This window comes from Haloarcula mannanilytica, assembly GCF_005406125.1.
In the GTDB taxonomy this organism is placed as follows: Archaea; Halobacteriota; Halobacteria; order Halobacteriales; family Haloarculaceae; genus Haloarcula; species Haloarcula mannanilytica.
Map to the genome: position 1 here is coordinate 294,700 of NZ_BIXZ01000002.1, position 19,126 is coordinate 313,825.

The 19,126-nt window shown below is 66.4% G+C and carries 20 protein-coding genes; 12 read left to right on the forward strand and 8 right to left on the reverse strand.

What is annotated here, in order from left to right; all coding sequences use genetic code 11:
- The gene (locus Harman_RS08630; protein WP_137683398.1) at positions 1-1,611 is read left to right on the forward strand and encodes a methyl-accepting chemotaxis protein; all 1,611 of its coding nucleotides are present in this window, start codon (positions 1-3) and stop codon (positions 1,609-1,611) included.
- The gene (locus tag Harman_RS08635) at positions 1,611-2,951 is read left to right on the forward strand and encodes a sensor histidine kinase (RefSeq protein ID WP_137683399.1); all 1,341 of its coding nucleotides are present in this window, start codon (positions 1,611-1,613) and stop codon (positions 2,949-2,951) included. Before Harman_RS08630 ends, Harman_RS08635 begins: the two co-directional genes overlap by 1 nt.
- 51 nt (positions 2,952-3,002) lie before the next feature.
- Here Harman_RS08635 and Harman_RS08640 read toward each other — a convergent pair whose 3' ends face one another.
- From Harman_RS08640 to Harman_RS08655, 4 genes are read right to left on the reverse strand one after another with little or no spacing between them, the layout of a single operon-like run.
- Positions 3,003-3,485 carry a DUF7519 family protein gene (locus Harman_RS08640; protein ID WP_137683400.1) on the reverse strand — a complete coding sequence of 161 codons (483 nt, stop codon included), beginning with the start codon at positions 3,483-3,485 and terminating at the stop codon, positions 3,003-3,005.
- On the reverse strand, positions 3,482-4,738 hold the full coding sequence (locus tag Harman_RS08645) for a DUF58 domain-containing protein (RefSeq protein WP_137683401.1): 1,257 nt from the start codon (positions 4,736-4,738) through the stop codon (positions 3,482-3,484). The genes Harman_RS08640 and Harman_RS08645 overlap by 4 nt, the downstream gene beginning before the upstream one ends.
- The gene (locus tag Harman_RS08650; protein WP_137683402.1) at positions 4,735-5,262 is read right to left on the reverse strand and encodes a DUF7269 family protein; all 528 of its coding nucleotides are present in this window, start codon (positions 5,260-5,262) and stop codon (positions 4,735-4,737) included. The genes Harman_RS08645 and Harman_RS08650 overlap by 4 nt, the downstream gene beginning before the upstream one ends.
- Positions 5,259-5,966 (reverse strand): DUF4129 domain-containing protein, encoded by a 708-nt coding sequence (locus tag Harman_RS08655; RefSeq protein ID WP_137683403.1) that lies wholly within the window; start codon positions 5,964-5,966, stop codon positions 5,259-5,261. The genes Harman_RS08650 and Harman_RS08655 overlap by 4 nt, the downstream gene beginning before the upstream one ends.
- Before the next feature lie 126 nt (positions 5,967-6,092).
- Here Harman_RS08655 and mutS point away from each other — a divergent pair, with 126 nt between their 5' ends.
- The 8 genes from mutS (at position 6,093) to Harman_RS08695 (ending at position 15,719) form a co-directional block, all read left to right on the forward strand.
- Positions 6,093-8,858, forward strand: coding sequence for a DNA mismatch repair protein MutS (gene mutS, locus Harman_RS08660; RefSeq protein WP_137683404.1), 2,766 nt, complete (start codon positions 6,093-6,095; stop codon positions 8,856-8,858).
- Positions 8,859-8,931: 73 nt separating this feature from the next.
- Entirely contained in the window at positions 8,932-10,926 is a 1,995-nt protein-coding gene (locus Harman_RS08665) for a hybrid sensor histidine kinase/response regulator (protein ID WP_137683405.1), read from the forward strand.
- A gap of 70 nt (positions 10,927-10,996) precedes the next feature.
- Complete coding sequence (locus Harman_RS08670) at positions 10,997-12,013, forward strand: ABC transporter ATP-binding protein (protein ID WP_137683406.1); 1,017 nt, start codon at positions 10,997-10,999, stop codon at positions 12,011-12,013.
- A 19-nt stretch (positions 12,014-12,032) separates the two neighbouring features.
- On the forward strand, positions 12,033-12,878 hold the full coding sequence (locus Harman_RS08675) for an ABC transporter permease (RefSeq protein WP_137683407.1): 846 nt from the start codon (positions 12,033-12,035) through the stop codon (positions 12,876-12,878).
- A 98-nt stretch (positions 12,879-12,976) separates the two neighbouring features.
- Positions 12,977-14,173, forward strand: coding sequence for an outer membrane lipoprotein carrier protein LolA (locus tag Harman_RS08680; protein ID WP_137683408.1), 1,197 nt, complete (start codon positions 12,977-12,979; stop codon positions 14,171-14,173).
- 334 nt (positions 14,174-14,507) lie between these two features.
- Positions 14,508-14,879 (forward strand): ArsR/SmtB family transcription factor, encoded by a 372-nt coding sequence (locus tag Harman_RS08685; protein ID WP_394347813.1) that lies wholly within the window; start codon positions 14,508-14,510, stop codon positions 14,877-14,879.
- Position 14,880: 1 nt separating this feature from the next.
- Positions 14,881-15,192: a DUF7521 family protein gene (locus Harman_RS08690; RefSeq protein ID WP_137683410.1), complete on the forward strand. Its 312-nt coding sequence runs from the start codon at positions 14,881-14,883 to the stop codon at positions 15,190-15,192.
- A gap of 77 nt (positions 15,193-15,269) precedes the next feature.
- A complete protein-coding gene (locus Harman_RS08695) occupies positions 15,270-15,719 on the forward strand; it encodes a hypothetical protein (RefSeq protein ID WP_137683411.1) in 450 nt (149 codons plus the stop codon).
- Between the two features lie 14 nt (positions 15,720-15,733).
- On the opposite strand, the gene Harman_RS08700 is transcribed toward Harman_RS08695, so the two are convergent.
- Positions 15,734-15,934 carry a hypothetical protein gene (locus Harman_RS08700; RefSeq protein WP_137683412.1) on the reverse strand — a complete coding sequence of 67 codons (201 nt, stop codon included), beginning with the start codon at positions 15,932-15,934 and terminating at the stop codon, positions 15,734-15,736.
- A 64-nt stretch (positions 15,935-15,998) separates the two neighbouring features.
- On the reverse strand, positions 15,999-16,505 hold the full coding sequence (locus Harman_RS08705) for a hypothetical protein (RefSeq protein ID WP_137683413.1): 507 nt from the start codon (positions 16,503-16,505) through the stop codon (positions 15,999-16,001).
- Between the two features lie 216 nt (positions 16,506-16,721).
- On the opposite strand from Harman_RS08705, the gene Harman_RS08710 reads away from it, so the two are divergent.
- Positions 16,722-17,438: a hypothetical protein gene (locus Harman_RS08710; protein WP_235007179.1), complete on the forward strand. Its 717-nt coding sequence runs from the start codon at positions 16,722-16,724 to the stop codon at positions 17,436-17,438.
- A 5-nt stretch (positions 17,439-17,443) separates the two neighbouring features.
- Positions 17,444-17,578, forward strand: a complete 135-nt coding sequence (locus tag Harman_RS21955; RefSeq protein ID WP_268812797.1) for a hypothetical protein — start codon at positions 17,444-17,446, stop codon at positions 17,576-17,578.
- Between the two features lie 12 nt (positions 17,579-17,590).
- On the opposite strand, the gene Harman_RS08715 is transcribed toward Harman_RS21955, so the two are convergent.
- Together Harman_RS08715 and Harman_RS21495 are read right to left on the reverse strand one after the other, a co-directional pair.
- Positions 17,591-18,847, reverse strand: a complete 1,257-nt coding sequence (locus Harman_RS08715; protein ID WP_137683414.1) for an HAD family hydrolase — start codon at positions 18,845-18,847, stop codon at positions 17,591-17,593.
- A gap of 121 nt (positions 18,848-18,968) precedes the next feature.
- Positions 18,969-19,112, reverse strand: coding sequence for a hypothetical protein (locus tag Harman_RS21495; RefSeq protein WP_200830865.1), 144 nt, complete (start codon positions 19,110-19,112; stop codon positions 18,969-18,971).
- Positions 19,113-19,126: the final 14 nt, after the last annotated feature.

Below are 19,126 nucleotides of genomic sequence, written 5' to 3' on the forward strand. Positions count from 1 at the left end.
ATGGCTTCGGAACACTACCCTTCCGTTCCGGACCAGTCGACAGCCGTGACAGAGGAACGGGCCGTCGCGAACGCACAGGGCGCACTGGATGTCGTCCAGGCGGCGTCGGTGACTATCGGCGAGCAACTCGGTGAGATCGACGACCGCGCAGCGGCACAGGCCACCGACGCACAGTGGATCGCCGACGAGGTGTCGTCGCTGTCGGCCACAATCGAGGAGATCGCCGCGACCGCGACCGAAGTCAGCGAGCAGAGCCAGCGGGCCACGGAGGCGGCAGACGACGGGCGGGAAGCCGCGGCCGACGCCATCGAGTCGATGGACGAGGTCCGCGAACTGGGTCAGGCAGTCGCCACGGAAGTGGCCGCCCTGCAGGACCGGGTCGACAGTATCGCCGATGCGCTGGCCGGTATCGACCGTATCGCTGACCAGACAAACATGCTCGCTCTGAACGCGTCGATAGAGGCCGCGCGGGCGGGCAACGCCAGCGACACGGACGGGTTCGCTGTCGTCGCCGACGAAATCAAGGGCCTCGCCGAGGAGTCCCAACAGCAGGCCGAGGAAATCGACGCGACGCTCGCGGCGGTGCGGGACGCCACGGACGACACCGTCGAACAGCTCGATGCGGCCATCGATGGCATCGACGCCGGGGCCGAGCAGGTCACGACGGCGATGGCACGGCTCGACGACGTGGCCGACACCGTCGCTGAGACGGCTGAGGGCATCGCGTCTGTCTCGACGGCAACCGACGAACAGGCGACGACAAGCGAAGCCATCGCCCAGCGGTGTGAGACGGTTTCGGACCGCGCCGCCGCCATCGAGGACGACCTCTCAGAGATACGCGCCGCTCGCTCCGAGCAGACCGCGATGCTCGACGAGATCGACGACGTACTCGCCGCTGCCGAGGCCGACCGACAGGACCGACTGGCGGATGCACCGACGGTCTCGACCGGTGTCGACGGCCTCGATGCCCTCTGTGGCGGCGGGCTCGTCATGGGCGGGCAGGCCGTGATTCGATACGCTGACGACACGCAGATCGACGGCGCCATCGCGCAGCTGTGTGCGACGGCTGTCGCCGCCGACCAGGCGGTCTCGCTGACGCCGCCCCCGTCACTCGACCGGTCGACGCTGGCCGCTGCGTTCACAGCGACCGATCGGTCGCTCGCGGACGCGCTCGACGGTGACGACCTGTTCGTCCTCGATGCGTTCGGGAACTGGGACGCCCGGTACAACGTGTTCGATCTCGACCGGACCTCGTTGGCTGCCGCGAACGAGACGACGGCCACCAGGCGGGACGCCCCGTTGGTCATCGTCGGGAACATCCAGGGGGAGATTCGGCTGATGGGCGAACAGGCGGCCAGAGAAGCCAGGTACAAAAACGACGACGGCGTCTTCGAACCCCATGACACAGTCGTCAATGTCATCAACGACGACGCCGTCCCGGCGACGCTCGCGGCGTTTTACTCCGGCGCGGCCGACCAGGAACTCACGCTGAGGAGAACCGACGGCAGCGAGTACCTGACGCTTACTGCCTCGCCGCGTGGCACTGTGGACGAGAAACAGCCGGTATCACACTTGTCGGACCCACCATTCCTTCGAGTCCGAGAGAACTGATGTTCGGTATCGACGACACCGGTCGGTTCACGTTTGTGACGGACGAGTTCGCTGCACTGCTTGGACGGAGCCGCGACGACCTCGTGGGGACGCCCGCTGAAGCGGTGGTCGCGCCAGAGGACCGCGAGACACTGGCCACGGAGAGACAGGCCGTCAGTAACACGCCGGACCGGGTGACACGCACGTGTCAACTCACATTCCCGCAAAGCGATTGTTCCGGCCCGGTTACGGTTGAACTCACGACAGCTAACGGGTCCGTCGTTGGTTCGGTCGGTCGAACGAGTGGGGCCACCGACCCGTTCCGATACCTGTTTGACCTCATCCAGGACGCGGTCGTTGGCTTCGAAATCGTCAATTACGTCCCGGTTGTGCGAACTGTCAACCCCGCGTTCGTCGAAACGTTCGGCTACGACCGCGACGATATCCTCGGTGAACCGCTCAACGACTTCATCGTCCCCGACGACTGCGTCGAGGAGGCGGTCAACTACGACCAGCGGACCGCCTCGGGGGAAATCAACTACGCTGTCGTGTCCCGGCAAACGGCCGACGGCTGCCGCGAGTTCATCTACCGCGGTGTCCCGTACGACACGGCCGATAACCGCCGCTGTGGTTTTGCGATGTATACGGATGTCACGGACAGCCGGCAGCAAAAACGCCGACTCCGCGTCCTTCATCGCGTCCTGCGTCACAACCTCCGGAACGAACTCTCTGTCGTGTTCGGGATGTCCGAATACGTCCGCGCGCAGGCAGACGACTCGTCAGTCTCGTTGGCTGCGTCTCGCGCACTCGATGCAGCCGACCGACTCACAGCCGTCAGCGAAAAGGCCCGAAGCGTCGAAACCGCGCTCGACGGGGACCCCGACCAGTCGGTCGACGCGGCGGCGCTGGCTCGGTCTGTCGCCGACAGCTACCGCCCCGATGTCCCGGTCGAAACCGCGCTTCCCGAGACACTCCCCGTCACTGGTGGGACAGCCGTCTACGACGCGCTGGACAACCTCGTCGAGAACGCGGTGATCCACACGCCTGACGGGACGGCCGTCCGAATCACGGCTGAACGGCACGGCACCGATGCCTCCGTTCGCGTTCTCGACGACGGCCCCGGGATTCCAGCTATTGAGCGGGCTGTCGTGTTCGACGACGAGGACATTACCAACCTCCAGCACGGAAGCGGCCTCGGTATCTGGCTCGCTCGCTGGGTCGCCGAGGCGGCCGGTGGCGGCATCGAATACGAGCGAGCCGACGGGTGGACGACCGTCTCGCTCAGGCTCCCGCGCTCCGATGCCGACGACGTGCTGACGCCGACCGACGCCCCGAAACCCGAGGCTGGACCGACGCGGTAGCGGCTGCCGGCTCGTCCCGACGGGGACAGCAGCCGTGATCACGGCCGGTCCCTATCGCCTGAGCGCCGCGGTCAGTGCGATTGCCCCCAGCACGATGCTTGCCAGCGCCAGCGGTGACAGTTGGGGCACATCGATGCGGAAAAGCAGCGTCGTCACCACGACGGCCCCCCCGACCAGTCCAGTCGTCCCCGCGACGTGGGTGAGTTCGACGGGCGTACTCGGAGCCGTCCCGAGGTCCGCGTGGAGGTCGATTGCCGCGTGGGCGAACGTCCAGGCCAGTACCGTCGCGCCGCCGGCGACCAGCACTGTTGTCGTCGTCGCCCCCTGTAATGCGGCGACCAGGAGCGCCAGGAACAGCGACGCGCTGGCGAGGTCGACCAGCCGCCGCGACTGGATCAGTTGCCCGCCGGCGAGCAGGACCACGCCGACGAGAGCGGCAGCCGTCGAGACGGCGCTGATGCCGGCGACGAACAGCGTCACGACGCCCGCCGCCAGTGCCGCACCGCCACAGACGAGTCCGGTCCGCTCGGTCATTGGCCACCCCGCCAGGCCTGTTCGGTGACCTGTTCCAGCGGCTCCGTTGCGCCCCAGTCGTGGACGGAAATCCCAGCGGCTCGCAACCGACGGAGCCGCTCACGGCGTTCGAGTCGCGCCAGCCGGTGTCCCGCCGTGTCTGTCGCGGTCGGGTCCGGACTCAGGACCGTCACCGGATGCCCGCGGGCGGCCAGCCGGCGGACCACTGCTTCGCTGTCGTCGTCACACAGCGGGCCGAGGAAGACGACGTTCGCCGCCGTCGGCAGTTGCGCGATGAGCCTCGTCGTGTCCGGTGTCCGAGTGACCGCCGTGGCGGCGAAGGCGCGGTCGGTCCTGAGCAGGTCCCGGGCCTGCTGCTGGTGGGCTGCGCTCGTACCGGGCGCGAGCCACGCCCCCTCTGGCGAGTACGCCGCGATACCGACTTCGTGACCGTCCTCGGGCAGGCCCTCGACGAGGGCGACGGCGGCCATCGTCGACCGCTCGATGGCCGTCTCGGCGTCCGGTCGCGGAGCCAGCGCGGCCGCCGACCTGGCGTCGACGACCACGACAACGGTTGCGGACTGCTCACGCTGGAACTCGACGGTCCGCAGGTCGCCGGTGCGGGCGTACTGGTTCCAGTCGACGCGGGAGAGCGGGTCGTTCGACCGGTGTTCCCGGACGGCGTAGAAGGAGACGCCCTCGCCGCCCTCGTCGACGGGCACCGTTCCGGGCCGGCGGGCCACCGCCGGGACCAGCGGTAACAGGGCCGAACTGGCCGGCTGTTCCCAGGTGACCGTATCGGGTTCGGCCGTGACGCGGGTCCGCCGGGCGACGACGCCGACCACGTCCCTGACGACGACCGTCGCCGGGTCGAACACGCAGCGGTCGGTCCCGCCGGTGATCTCGTAGGTAATCGTCGTCTCCGCGCCGGGTCGCAGCGCCGTCCCGAGCGACGCCGACCCCTCGACCACCCGAACGGAGTCCGGCACCCCGTCGGCCAGCCGGAGGTCCGGAATCGTCCGCGACCCGTCGTTGCGGACGGTCAGCGCGACGGTGACTCGCTCACCAAGCGCCGGCTCGGTCGGAGTGATAGAGCGCTGTATCGAGATGCTCGCCGCCGGCGGGACGGCGACGCGGTCGTACGCGCTCAGTGTGACGCCCAGCCCGCCAAGTAAGACGAGCGCGGGGACCTGCCCCACTAGCCCGACGCCGACGGCGACCAGCGCGGCCCCGGCCAGCCCGAACCAGCGGCCGGTCCGTTGGACCTCGCTCATCGCTCCTCGTCGCGCCGCCGGAGTTCGGCTGTCGCGTGAGCGACCCGTCGCTGGAACGGGTGGACGCCTGAGAGCCACCCGGACAGTCGCGCCCGGAGGGAGCTCGGCGTCCCGTCGAACAGCTCTCGGGCCGGCTCCCTGTCCGTCCACGCGCCCGACCGGAGCGCGTCTTTTGCTTCCTCCGGGGAGAGCCCGTCGCGCTGGAGGACGGTGACCGCGACTCCCTCGACGCGCCGCCGGATGGCTTCCTGTCCGGCCCCAGCAGCGAGCGCTTCGTCGATATCGTCGCCGGGCACCGTGACGTACTGGCTATCGGTGTCGGGCAGCGCGACCCCCCGCTCGCCGTCGAGAGAGCGAACGAGCAACGCGAGGAGCGCGATACCGCCGGCGAAGACGGCCACGGCGAGTATCGGGAGGTCCGAGACAGCGCCCGAGGGCAACAGCGGCGCGCCGACGACGGCGAGCACGGTGCCGATGGCAGTCGCAACGAGGCCGATTGCCAGCGGGACTCGGCGGAGCGTCATCTGCTGTCCTCCGTGGCTTCCCCGTCGGTGTCCGCGGCTGTGAGACCGTCCGGGTCCGCCGCGATGTTGTCCGCGCCGTCTGCGGCCCGCTCCAGCGCCTCGCGGGCGCGGGACTCCATGTCCGTGTCCGGTTCGTCACGGCCGTAACGCACCCGCTCGAACGCCGACCGGAGGGCGGCGACGGCGTCGGGGTCGGCACCGGCCGCCGTCGCGTCCGCTTCGATGTCTCGCGGGGACGATGCGTCGCCGTCCGCAGTCACCGAATCTTCGAGGGCAGCCCACGCGCGGTACACATCGTTGGTCAGGGGCACGTCGATTGCAGCCGCGCTGTGGGAGGGGGTCTTGGCGGACTCCGCGGTTGCGACGGTTGGCGTCTCGCCGCCCGTCTCGTCGATGGTTCGGCTCTGGCCGGCCAGCCGCCAGAGGACGACCAGGCCGACCGCGAGGCCGACAGCGAGCGCACCGACCGCGGGGGCGGGGACACTCGGCAACAGTGCGCGAGCGCCACCGTCGCTTTCCGGCGGATCGATACCACCTGGCGGGTCGCTGAGCCCCTGTCCGTCGGGGTTGTCGATCTCGCTGTCGTCCCGTGTCATCTCTGCCTGATTGGAGCCGGTCGCGGCGTCGATGCTCGCGGCCCCGACACTGAACGACAGCAACGCGACCGCGGCGACGACCGCCACGAGGAGGGACTGTCGCTGCATACGGCCACTCCGCTCGTGGCGCATGAATAGGTTGGGGACCTGTCGCTTGTGGTGGTTCGGTATCGGGGGTGTCGTGTCCGCGCCGGACCCGCAATCCTTACGCCGCGGACGGCCACACGGACGTGTATGACAGAGGCGACGGGAATCGTCGGGGAGTTCCTCACGCTCAAGGAGGGGACCGACGCGGACTTGCTGGCGATGCAGTGTGGCGATTTCTACGAGTTCTTCGCCGAGGACGCCGAAATCGTCGCCGACGAACTCGACCTAAAGGTGAGCCAGAAATCCTCACATGGCTCGTCGTATCCGATGGCCGGGGTGCCGGTCGATGACCTGACGCCGTACGTCTCCGCGCTGGTCGAGCGGGGCTACCGGGTCGCCATCGCTGACCAGCACGAGACCGAGAACGGCCACGCCCGGGATATAACGCGGGTCGTCACGCCCGGGACGCATCTGGAAACGGGCGACGAGTCGGCCCAGTACCTCGCCGCAGTCGTCCGGAAGGCCAGCCGGGACGGCGGCGACACCTACGGCATCGCCGCGACGGACGTGACTACGGGCCAGTTCCAGGTCACGCAACTTGATGACGCCGACGCGGGCGAGGCGCTGACGGAACTGTACACGTTCGCACCGGCGGAGATTCTGCCCGGGCCAGAGCTACGCAACGACGACGAGTTTCTGGACCGCCTGCGGGAGCGAACGGAGGCGGCGCTGACGCTGCACGATTCGGCGTCGTTCGAGTCGGGCCGGGCACGCCACACCGTCCGCGAGCAGTTCGGTGACGAAACGGTCGACAGCGTCGGCATCGGCGACCAGGACATTGCGGTGCAGGCCGCCGGCGCAGTGCTGTCCTACGTCGAGGACACCGGCGTCGGGACGCTGGCGGCGGTCACACGCCTGCAGGCCTACGGCGAGCGCGACCACGTCGACCTCGACGCGACCACCCAGCGGAACCTCGAACTCACCGAGACGATGCAGGGCGACAGTTCGGGGTCGCTGTTCGACACAATCGACCACACCGTCACTGCTGCTGGTGGGCGACTGCTCCAGCGGTGGCTCCAGCGGCCTCGGCGAAACCGGACAGAACTCCAGCGGCGGCAGTCCTGCGTTGCGGCGCTGGGCGAGTCAGCGATGGCCCGCGAGCGGATACGAGAAACGCTGTCGGACGCCTATGACCTCGAACGGCTGGCCGCCCGGGCCACGTCTGGGAGTGCCGACGCGCGGGACCTGCGGGCGGTCCAGGAGACGCTTTCGTTGCTGGGCCGGGTCGCCGACGCCGTGGCCGAGACCGAGCGGCTGGCCGAATCACCGCTTGCGGACGCGCTCGATGGCGCTGACCGCGAGGCGGCCGACAGAGTGGCAGCGGAACTGGACAGCGCACTCGTGGACGACCCGCCGGGGACGGTCCGACAGGGCGGCCTGTTCAAGCGTGGCTACGACGACGAACTCGACGAAATCATCGACGAGCACGAGTCGGCGCTGGAGTGGCTGGAGACGCTGCCGGACCGCGAAAAGGAGCGGACCGGCATCACCCACCTCTCCGTCGACCGGAACAAGACCGACGGCTACTACATCCAGGTCGGCAAGAGCGAGACCGACGCCGTCCCGGATGAGTACCAGCACATCAAGACACTCAAGAACTCCAAACGCTACACGACGCCCGAACTCGACGAGAAGGAGCGGGACGTGTTGCGCTTGGAGGAGCGCCGCCACGACATGGAGTACGAGCGCTTCCAGGAACTCCGAGCGCGGGTGGCCGAGCGCGCGACGCTGCTGCAGGACGTGGGCCGGACGCTGGCGGAACTGGACGCGTTCGCCTCGCTCGCGGTCCACGCCGTCGAGAACGACTGGACCCGGCCGGCGGTCGCTGAGGGCAACGAACTGTCCATCGAAGCCGGTCGCCACCCAGTCGTCGAACAGACCACCGAGTTCGTCCCGAACGACCTCTACATGGACGAGGACCGGCAGTTCCTCATCGTCACCGGCCCGAACATGAGCGGGAAGTCGACGTACATGCGCCAGGCCGCGCTCATCACGCTCCTTGCCCAGGTGGGCAGTTTCGTGCCGGCACGGTCCGCGACGGTCGGCATGGTCGACGGTATCTTCACCCGTGTCGGCGCGCTGGACGAACTCGCACAGGGCCGCTCGACGTTCATGGTCGAGATGCAGGAGCTATCGAACATCCTCCACTCGGCCACCGACGAGTCGCTGGTAATTCTGGACGAGGTCGGCCGCGGAACCGCTACCTTCGACGGCATCTCCATCGCCTGGGCGGCGACGGAGTACATCGTCAACTCGATCCAGTCGAAAACGCTGTTTGCGACCCATTATCACGAACTGACGGCGCTGGGCGAGGAACTGCCGACCGTCGAAAACGTCCATGTTGCGGTCGACGGGGAGCCCCGGTCCGCGGAGGGGGACGGCGACGTAACCTTCCTCCGGACGGTGCGGGACGGCCCGACAGACCGCTCCTACGGCGTCCACGTCGCCGACCTCGCCGGTGTCCCCGAGCCAGTCGTCGACCGGTCACAGGAGGTGCTCGACCGTCTGCGGGACGACAAAGCCATCGAGATTCGTGGCAGCGAGGGGGACAGCGGCGGGACGACACAGGCCGTCTTCGACCTGGAGTCGGGCCAGTTCACGGACGGCGCGGCCCAGTCGGGGGACACATCGCCCGGCTCGGCTGCTGAACCGGTCGCGACCGACGGCAGCCCCGAACACGCGCCCGGAGACTCAGCAGTCGAGGCCGCCGGAGATGACGAATCGGTGGCTTCCCTCGACCCGGAGACAGAGGCCGTTCTCTCGGAGCTGACAGAACTGGATGTCAACGAGACGCCGCCGGTCGAGCTGATGGCGAAAGTCCAGGAGTGGCAGGCTGAACTGGACAGCGAGTAGCAGGCGGCACCTGATTTTCAACGGCGATACTCGCGCCCGAAACGGTATACGAGAGTTGTCACTAGTGGGGGCAATGACCGACCGGATCCGCGTGCTCCACGTCGACGACAACCCGACTGTTGTCGACGCGGTCGAAACCGCTCTCGAACGGGAGCACGACGGTGTCACGGTCGAGACGGCGTCGAGCGTCACCGACGGAACGGAGCGACTCGACGGCGGTTCGTTCGACTGTGTCGTCTCCGGCTACGACCTGCCGGAACGGACCGGTATCGGGTTCCTCGAAGCGGTCCGCGAACGGTATCCGGACCTGCCGTTTGTCTTGTTCACGGACGAGGGGAGCGAAGCGGTCGCCAGCAAAGCGATTTCGGCCGGCGTCACCGAGTACCTCAGGGCTGACGGTGGCTCCGAGCCGTACGCGCACCTCGCGGACACCGTCCTGCATGTCGTCGAGCAGGGACCCGAACGTGACGAACGCGGCCGTTTCGAGAGCGAGGCGCGCGACGATACGCAGCGCGAGCGCGCTATCGAAGAGCTACACACCACCGCCAGGGCGTTCATGCGGGCCACGAGCGAGGACGCAATCGCCCAGATCACGGTCGATGCGGCCCGAGACATCCTCGATATGCCGTCCAACGCGGTTCATTTTGCCGACGGCGACGAGCTGTACCCGGTCGCCTGGACCGAACAGGTCGAGCAGCTCATCGGTACACCGCCGGTGTTCACGCCCGGGAACGGGCTCGCGTGGCAGGCCTTCGACACCGGCGAGACGCAGGTCCACGACGATATCTCGTCGAACCCAGACCGGTACAACTCGGAGACGGACATCCGCAGCGAGATCCTGCTCCCGCTCGGGGACCACGGCGTCCTCCTCATCGGGTCGTGTGCGGCCAATGCGTTCGACGGCACGGATGTCACACTCGCACAGACGCTCACGGTACACGCGACCACGGCGCTTGACCGCCTCGACCGGGAGCGCCAGCTCCGCGAGGAGCGAGAGTTCATCGACCAGGCGCTCGATACGCTCGATGACCTGTTCTACGTCATCAACACGGACGGGAGCTTCCGGCGGTGGAACAAGCGCCTCCCCGAGGTCACGGGGTACAGCGACGCCGAGATCAGCGAGCTAGAGGTCTGTGAGTTCTTCCCCGCGGACGAGCGGGAAACGATCCACGAGGCGATACGCCAGGCGCTAAATCAGGGACGAACGACCGTCGAAGCCAAGCTTCGGACCGCCGACGGCGAGTTCGTCCCCTACGAGTTTACCGGGACCAGGCTGACAGATACCGACGGGGAGATAGCCGGTGCGGTCGGTATCGGACGGGACATCTCCCAGCGCAAGGCCTACGAACAGCGGCTGGAACGCCAGAACGAGCGTCTCGATGAGTTCACCAGCATCGTCAGCCACGACCTCCGGAACCCGCTGACCGTCGCGGAGGGGAACCTGGACCTGGCCAAGACTGAATGTGACAGCGACTATCTCGACGAGGTGGCGCGTGCCCACGAACGAATGCGAACGCTGATTGACGACCTCCTGGCGTTCGCACGCGCCGGCGAAACAGTGATCGATATCGAATCCGTCGGGCTCGCGGACATCGTCCAGGAGTGCTGGCAGACCGTCGAGGCGGACCTGGCCACGCTTGTCGTCGAGACCGACCGCCAGGTGCAGGCGGACCCGGCGAAACTCCGGCGACTGTTGGCGAACCTGCTTCGGAACGCCGTGGAACACGGTTCTACGAACAGTCGGTCGGGGACCGACGACAGTGTGGAACACGGGCGCGGCCGGACGGGATCAGACGACGAACAGGACACGGAAAAAACAACTGTGAGCGTTGGGGCGGTCGAAGACGCGGACCGGCACGGCTTCTACGTCGCGGACGACGGGCCGGGCATCCCACCGGACGACCGCGAACGAGTGTTCGAAGAGGGGTATTCGACCGGCGAAGACGGGACCGGGTTCGGACTCAAAATCGTCCGTCGGATCGCTGATGCCCACGGTTGGACAGTCACGGTGACCGAGAGCGAGAGCGGCGGCGCGCGGTTCGAAGTAACGGGCCTCGAACCCGCCTGAGCAGGCGCAGGTCGAAACGGGGCCGGCTCCCGGACGTGTCCTTTTAGTCCTGAAGCCCCCAGTGCGAGTAATGTCATCTCAGCGACCCCACCGGCGGGGGACGCGGACTGTCGAGGAGTCGACTCCGACGGAGGATCGAGCGACGCCCGCGCTCGCCGTCGAGGGGTTGTCAAAGCAGTTCGGCAGCGGTGTGGAAGCGGTGACGGCCGTCGACGACGTGTCGTTTCGCATCGAGCAGGGGACGGTCGTCGGCCTGCTTGGACCCAACGGTGCGGGGAAGACGACGACGATAAAGTCGGTTCTTGGCCTGGTACTGCCTGATTCCGGACGCATCCGGGTCCAGGGAATCGACATGGCCGACCAGCCCCGCAAAGCGTACCGTCACGTCGACGCGATGCTCGAAGGGGCGCGAAACGACTACTGGCGGCTGACCGTCCGGGAAAACCTGCGGTATTTCTCGACGATCAAGGGCGTCAAGCCGGACGCCGTCGCCGACCGACACGAGCGGCTGCTGGCGAAACTGGGCCTCCTCGAAAAGGCCGACGAGCCAGTCCGATCCCTCTCCCGCGGGATGAAACAGAAGGTGTCGCTGGCGAGCGTGCTGGCAAGCGAGTCCGACCTGGTGTTTCTCGACGAGCCGACGCTTGGCCTCGACGTGGAAAGCTCGCTGACGCTACGGCGGGAGCTGCGCCGCATCGTCGACGAGCGTGCCCTCACCGCCGTCGTCAGCAGCCACGACATGGATGTCATCGAGGATGTCTGTGACCGGGTCATCATCATGAACGAGGGGGAGATCATCGCCGACGACAGCGTCTCGGCGGTGCTCGACCAGTTCACCGCAAGCGGGTTCTCCGTGACCAGCCCGGACATCACCGATTCCCTGCTGTCGACTATCCGGGAGCGCTTCGAGGTGGTCGAGGTGACGAGCGTCGAGCGGGGCCGGCGCGTCGAGGTGACGACCGACAGCGACGGGTTCTACCGCCTGCTCGCCCTGTGTCGGGACCACGACGTGACGCTGGCCGGCGTCGGCACCGTCGAACCGGACCTCGAAGACGTATTCATCGAAATCACGGGCCAGGGATCATGACAGGCCGGGAACAGCGACGATGACGGCGAGTGCTGACACGCACGCGGGAGACGGTGACAGCGCCGATACCCCGAGTGTCGATACCGCCATGCAGGCGGGCTATCTCGACCTCGCGCGGGCAGTGCTGTACCGGGAGTACCTCATCTTCGTCCGCTATCCGGCCAACGCCGTCGGCGGCATCGTCATCTCTGTGTTCTTCTTCGGCCTGCTGTTTTACGGCGGCCGAATGCTCGCCGGGCAGGCGATAACGGACTCTATCGAGGGCATCATCGTCGGCTACTTCCTGTGGTCGCTGTCGGTCGGGGCGTACCAGTCCATCTCGAACGACATCGCCAGCGAGGCTCAGTGGGGCACCCTCGAACGCCACGTCATGACGCCGTTTGGCTTCGCACCGGTCGCGTTCTGCAAGGGCCTCGCGAAAGTCGTTCGGACGTTCATCACCTCGACAGTGGTGCTTGCGGTGATGCTGGCGATCACCGGGACGACACTCCAGTTGCACGTCCTGACTGTCGGTGTCGTCGCATCGCTGACCATCGCGTCGGTGCTGGGCCTGGGATTCGCCGCGGGCGGCGTCGCGGTGCTGTACAAGCGCATCGGGAACTGGCTCAATCTACTCCAGTTCGGCTTTATCATCCTTATTTCCGCACCGGTGTTCGAACTCGGGTGGACGCGGGTGCTGCCGCTGGCTCACGGGAGCGCGCTCCTGCAGCGGGCGATGGTCGATGGGACCCGCATCTGGCAGTTCTCCGCCCTCGACCTGGGACTGCTCGTTGGCGTCCCGGCCGGCTACGTCCTGTGTGGCTACCTCGTGTTCCAGTACACGACCCGGCGGGCCAGACGCCTCGGCGTGCTCGGGGACTACTGATCGCAGCGGACAGGAGGTTTTACTTGTGGTGCCGGTAATGTGATAGGTAATACCGTCGCTCGTGCGAAACGGACAGTCCCCTGCCCTGCATCCCACACATGGTCACTCGACACCTCACCTCGGAACGACTGGTCCTCACCATCGCAACAGTGGTCGTCGTCGGTGTGCTGGCCGTTGCGACGTGGTCGCTCGCGTTCACAACAACGAGTACAGCTGACCAACCGCAGATCGACGCGGACGTGCAGCAACGCTACGAGGCGATAGACGGCGTCACCGCGACACAGACGACGACTATCACCCGGAACGGGACAGTTGCGAGCCGGACGACCTACGAGGCGACGGTCCAGCCGGGGACCCAGAAGAAGCGGCTGGCAGTCCTCAACAGTACCGCACGGCGGTACGACCTGCGGGTGTCAAACGGGTCGGCGCTGTGGCTGTACAACCAGAATCGAGCGAGCGCGACGCGCATCTCGCTCAGCGGAACCGAGTCAGACCGTGGAGCGCGGCTGGGGCGACTGTTCGCGCGGCTCAACATGTCCACGGCGGCCGACCCGGCCCCCCAGCCGGTCGAACCGCTGCCGGTCGTCCCCCAGAGCGAGCAGCGGCCGGCCGACGTGTCGGCTGCGGCTTCCGGGTCGATGACTGTCAGCTACGAGGGCACGGAAACCGTCGACGGGCGCGAGGCCTACGTCGTCCACGTGGCTCCGGCAAACGACACGGCGGCCTACGAGCAGACGATCTGGGTGGATACACAGCGGTTCTTCCCGGTGAAAAAGCGCACCGCCTGGACGACAGACGGGGAGCGGACGGTCGTGACGACGACACACACGAACGTCAGCTACGACACCGGCGTCTCCCAGGACGTGTTTACCCCCGACTTCCCGGACAACACGACCGTCACCGTCCCGGAGACGCCGGAGACACAGACCTACGAGTCGGTTAGCGCCCTCGAAGCCGACACCGATATCCGGGTCCCAGCGCCAGATATCCCGCCGGGATACGAACTGACCTACGCGACACAGACCCGGGGGCAGATCCACAGCATCGGCTTCCGTTACGTGAACCGGACCAGTCTGATTACAATCGCCAAGTACGACCGACTGGCTGACGAGCCGGCACAAAACGGGAGCGAAGCGGTGACAATCGACGGCCGCCCGGCACAGGTCAGCCGTGATCTGACACCATCGGTGTCGTGGAACTGTGAGAGCTACCGGTACACGATTCGCGGCGAGGGCGTCTCGGCGGACCGACTCATCGCAATCGGCCAGTCAGTCGGCTGCCCCGCCGGCGAGTAAGCGCCCACGCTGGCGTATCAGGCCACCGTTTTCTGGGTCAGAAGTTCGACTGCACGTTATATTATGCAACCACCCCTCGGTACGGGTGCAGCGGCCCTGATGACACCGTGCCACCATTGCCCTCCGGCTACGGCCGCTGTCTGTCCACCACACTGCCCCGGGGTTTCCCGGGGCTGCCACCCTGAGGGTGCTATGGGCCGTGCTGCTTGGTCCCCTGCCTCCCCCGAGTGCTGCTCCCTGACTGCGCTGGTCTCCGCTGACGCTGTGTCGGGCTGACTTCTGACTCGGAAACTGACGGGACCTTTTATTCAGGGACGGGTCATTGGTCCGGTACGTGAGTGAGGACCCGGCCGTGGGCGACATCCTCGACCTGCTCAGTGACGAGTACGCCCGGGACATCCTCGCAGCAACGAGTGTCAAACCCATGTCCGCGAAACAGCTCGCCGACCAGTGTGAGATGTCACAACCGACCGTGTACAGACGGGTCGAGTGGCTCCAGGAGTACGGCCTCATCGAGGAACAGACCCAGATCGAGACGGGCGGCAACGACTACAGCGTGTTCGCTGCCACGCTCTCGGAGTTCTCGCTGGCGCTTGCCGACGGCGATTTCGAGACCGCAATCGAGCGGACCGAACCGCCGGCGTTCCCGGGACAGGACGAACAGGACACCGCGGACAGATTCACAAAGATGTGGGAGAATCTCTGAGATGGTCGCCATAGAAACGCTCATGAACTGGCTCATCACCGCCCTGGCGTTTGGCTCGACAGTACTGGGTGGGTACGTCGGATACCAAGCCTATCGGGGGTATCGCCGCCACAACAGCCGCGCGATGCAGTACCTCTCCGTCGGGCTGTTCTGTCTCACGGCGGTGGCGTTCGTCGTCGCGTTCGCCGGCTCGGTCCTCCTCAGACAGGGCTTGCTCGCCAGCCAGTTCCAGCAACCGCTGACGCTCGTCACCCGCGCCTTCCAGTTCGTCGGCGTCCTCTTTATCGCGTACTCGCTTCACTCTCGGGAGTGACGGCTAGCCTGAGTTGCCCGCGAGCCACGGCCGTCCAGCAGCGAACATCTGAAGGCCGTCCAGCGGAAAGGACGGGTATGGGACGGAGGTCGGAGAGCCGCCAGACGGTCCGTATCGACGGGGCCGACCCGATATTGCTCCCCTGGGATGTCGACCCCGCAGCGCTACCGTTCGATGTCGTCTCCGGACCGATTGCCTTCGAGTGTGCATCCGGCGACCGCATCGAACGCGAGTACACCGGCGTCGCCGTGTTCGACCTGCTTGAGGCGGCGTCGATGTCCGGCGACACAACGCACATTCAGTTCGAATCGGCGAACGGCGACCTGGCGTGTATCCCGCTTGCCGACCTCAACGGGGCGGTGCTCGCGCTGGGCGACGGCTCCGGAACCGCGCCGGAGCGACCCCGATTCGTCTCGCCGCACGTCCTCGGCCCGCGAACGGTCAAGAACGTCTGCCGACTGCGGCCGCGGGCGCTCGCCGCGGGCGCTGACCGCGAGGCGTACGAGCGGCTGCCGCTGGACGAGTGACGCTGGACGGTTGACTACTCCAGCAGCCCGATGTCCTTCGCCAGGCGGTCCGCGAGCTCCTCCAATACGTCAGGGTCGACCTCGGCGACCGGCTCACCGTCGTGAAGCTGCTCGTTGTGGCGCGCGACGGCGTCCTCGACATCCTCGAACGCGACCGACGTTCGCGTCCCACAGGCCTCGCAAACGACCGGAATCTCGGGTTGGTCGGCTGTCATTGGCGGCAGTTTACCTCGCTCCCCGATAAACGGACCGGAGCGTCACCGGGATATGTCCCGGCGGTCATTCAAGAACGCTTTTGGGCCGTTTGAGATAGAACGCCTGGTCAGTGACACGTGCGTACACAGCATACAGCGTCTCGACGGCGGCCGGGTCGGGGTCGAACTGCAGGTGCGGGGCCATGTGGTACGCCTTGCAACTGGTCAGGAAGAAGTACAGCGTCCGGTGGTGGGCCGGCGTGGCGTCGACGACGCCCATCGACCGCTCACCTAAATCGCCCGAAAAGTCGTTGAGCAGGGCGGCGATATCGTCGTTCAGTTCCTCATCGGGGCGGGAGAGCGGCGCACCGAGTGTCTGCTGGAGGAACTCGCTGGTCGCCCGCAGAAACGGGTTCGAGTCCATCCCTGTCGGGTCCACGGCGCTGAACGCGTCGTACAGGTCGAGCAGCGCCGTCAGTTCGTCGTCGGTCAGTGCGATGGGTTTGACGGGGTCGCCCTGCGGGATCGAGTAGTCCGGGAAGGAGTATGACCCCGGGTCTGGGACCTGCCCGAACACGTTATCGAGACTCATGGTGGCGGTTCGGCCGCGAGACGCCTAATGGTTGGGTGGAGAGCGAGATGGCGGAGCGGTCCCACCAGAACACATATCATACCGTGTGCGGATATCCCAGCCGATGCCCTCCACCAATCGCACGACGGTCGCACAGCGACGCCTCGAACCGTCGGAACCGCATGTGCCACGTTCTGCACCGGGTAGGCACCCGACGCTAACGAGGGGCCGCGACTGATGCCGACACTCACTGTCCGACTGGCCGACGGGTGGCAACGAGCGGGTGACCAGTTTCCGCTGTCACTAGTCCCGATACTGCTGGCGGTCCTGCATACCGATAGTATCCGGCAAGTGCTCACCCACGACGGGATTCACTTCGGCGTCAAGCTCAGCGTCCCGGTATCCGTCGTAACCATCTGGCAGTTCGTTGACCCGCCCAGTACCGGCGTGTCGGTGAACGCCGGCCTCCCGCTCTCGCTTCCGTTCACCGCGGTCGTCGTTCCGCTGGCAATCCTTCTCCGGGCCGGCCTGAGCGCGGGCTACTTCGGCGCTATCGCCGCGCGTCTCGTCGGCCGTGACGACGGCTTTGCTGCGAGCGTCCGGACCCATTTCCTCCCGTTTCTCGCGGTAACCGTGCTCCCGTATCTGTTCGCTGTGCCGTTCGTGGTCGGCGTAGTTGGTGCCGGCGGTGTCGGTGGTGGCGGCGCAATTCTCGGAGCATTCGTTATCCTCGTGCCGCTGCTGCTGGCCGCTGGCTATCTGTTCTGGGCGACGCCCTATCTGATCGTGTTGCGTGAAACCGGTCTGCTGGCGGCGGCTCGGGGCTCGTACGGACTGGCCGTTGACGGCGGTCCGTACCTCTCTTACACACTCGGCTACGCTGGACTCGTTTTCCTCGTCTCGGCTGTAGCGACGCTGTCGTCGTCAATGTTCCTGCGCTCGGCCTGCCCATAGGAATCGTGGGTGGCGGGTTTCTGGGACTCGTACTCAATATCACGACGATGCGGTTCGTTGCGGATGTCGACCCGCAGGCCCCATCGGCTGGCGAGTGGCCAGCCCATCACCGCAATGGCGACGCCGCGGTCAACCAATAAGGGAACGGCCAGTCACTCGCCCTGCTCGTCTAACTGCTCGATGAGACTGAGACCGTAGATAGTCCGCAGGACCGTGCTGGCGTCGCCGGCCTCGTACACCAGGTCGTCCTTCGAACTGACGTGGTCGAGTACGTCCGGCGAGGAATGTGCCGGGGCAGCAGCGATACCGGCGTCGTTGTCGTCGACCCAGCGCATCACCCGCAGGTCGCTCTTGCTGTCGCCCATCACGAGCGCGAACGGGTCGTCGATGTCGAGCACGTCGAAGGCCTCCTCGACGCCGGCGGACTTGTCCAGTTCGAGGCTCACGAGTTCGGCCGCGTCGCCCTCGTAGTAGCCCAGGTCGACGCGTTCGAGGATATCACGGAACGCCTCGGGCGCGGCGTCGATGTCGGCGTCAGTCGAGAGCCCGCCCGCCTCAAGCACGTCGAGAATTTCCGGGTCGCGGCTGAAGTAGGCCCGCGCGTACGCCGCGGGGTCGTCGACTTCGGCGTCGACCTGCGCGGCGATGGCGTCGCCGACGAGGCCACAGAGGTAGCGCAACGATTCGTCGATGATTTCAACGGCGTTGTCGCTACCGACCTCGGCGTTGGGTTTCAGCGTGACGTTGAACTCGTTGCCCTGGAGGTGACAGCGCTTGCCGACGGCGTCGGGGGCTTCCGAGAGGACCCGCCGGCGGACGGCCTCGAATACGTCTACGACCGCGCCGTCGAGGCGCTCGTACAGGAGTCGCTTCGTGTCTTCGCCGTGTTTGGGCGTGAACACGCCGTTGCCGGACTCGTAGACGATGCTCATCCCCCCGGAAGAGACGAGATCGTTGCCAAGCCCCTGGATCATGAACCCCTTGACGTTTTCGAGGGTCTGGCCGGTACAGACGACGATGGGGACGCCCGCTTCGTGGAACTGCGTCAGGAGATACAGCGTATCGCGGGGGATTTCGTTGTCGGTGTCGCCGGCCGACCGGAGCGTCTCGTCGACATCCAACACGAGCACGTTCACCGACCGGCTGTACTTCGAGTAGAGATCAAGCGCGGTAAAGGCCTCGTCACGGGTCAGCCGGGCCGCGATTTCCGCATACGTTTCGCCGGTCCCGGGAAACTCCTGGGTGATGTCTGCCTTGAGTTCATCGAGGCGGTCGCTGGCGGTTTCCCACTGCTCCAGTGCGACAGTCGAGCTAAGCGGGGGAAACAGGTCGACGAACTCCTGATACCCTCGCAACGTCGTCGTGTCCACGCTCTTGTAGAGCCGGTAGAGTTGGTCGTATTGTTCCATGCGAAATCCACAGGATAGTGGCGTGTGACGGCGAGCGCACTTTACCTATCGGGTTTGCGGTACTCACGTCCGGGAAAAAACAGCCAGGTTGCCAGTGTGACTGCCGAGAAGCACGCCGTTACTACGCCTCGTCGCCGCCGTCGGTCAGCACCTCGGTGTCGGTCGCCTCCTCGTTAAGGAACGATGGCAGTTCCTCCTCGTCCTCGTCAGTTGGCTCGTCGTCCGCCGTCGCGTCTGTCCAGGAGCGTTCTCTGTGGTGGCACATGGGTCCTCACCATG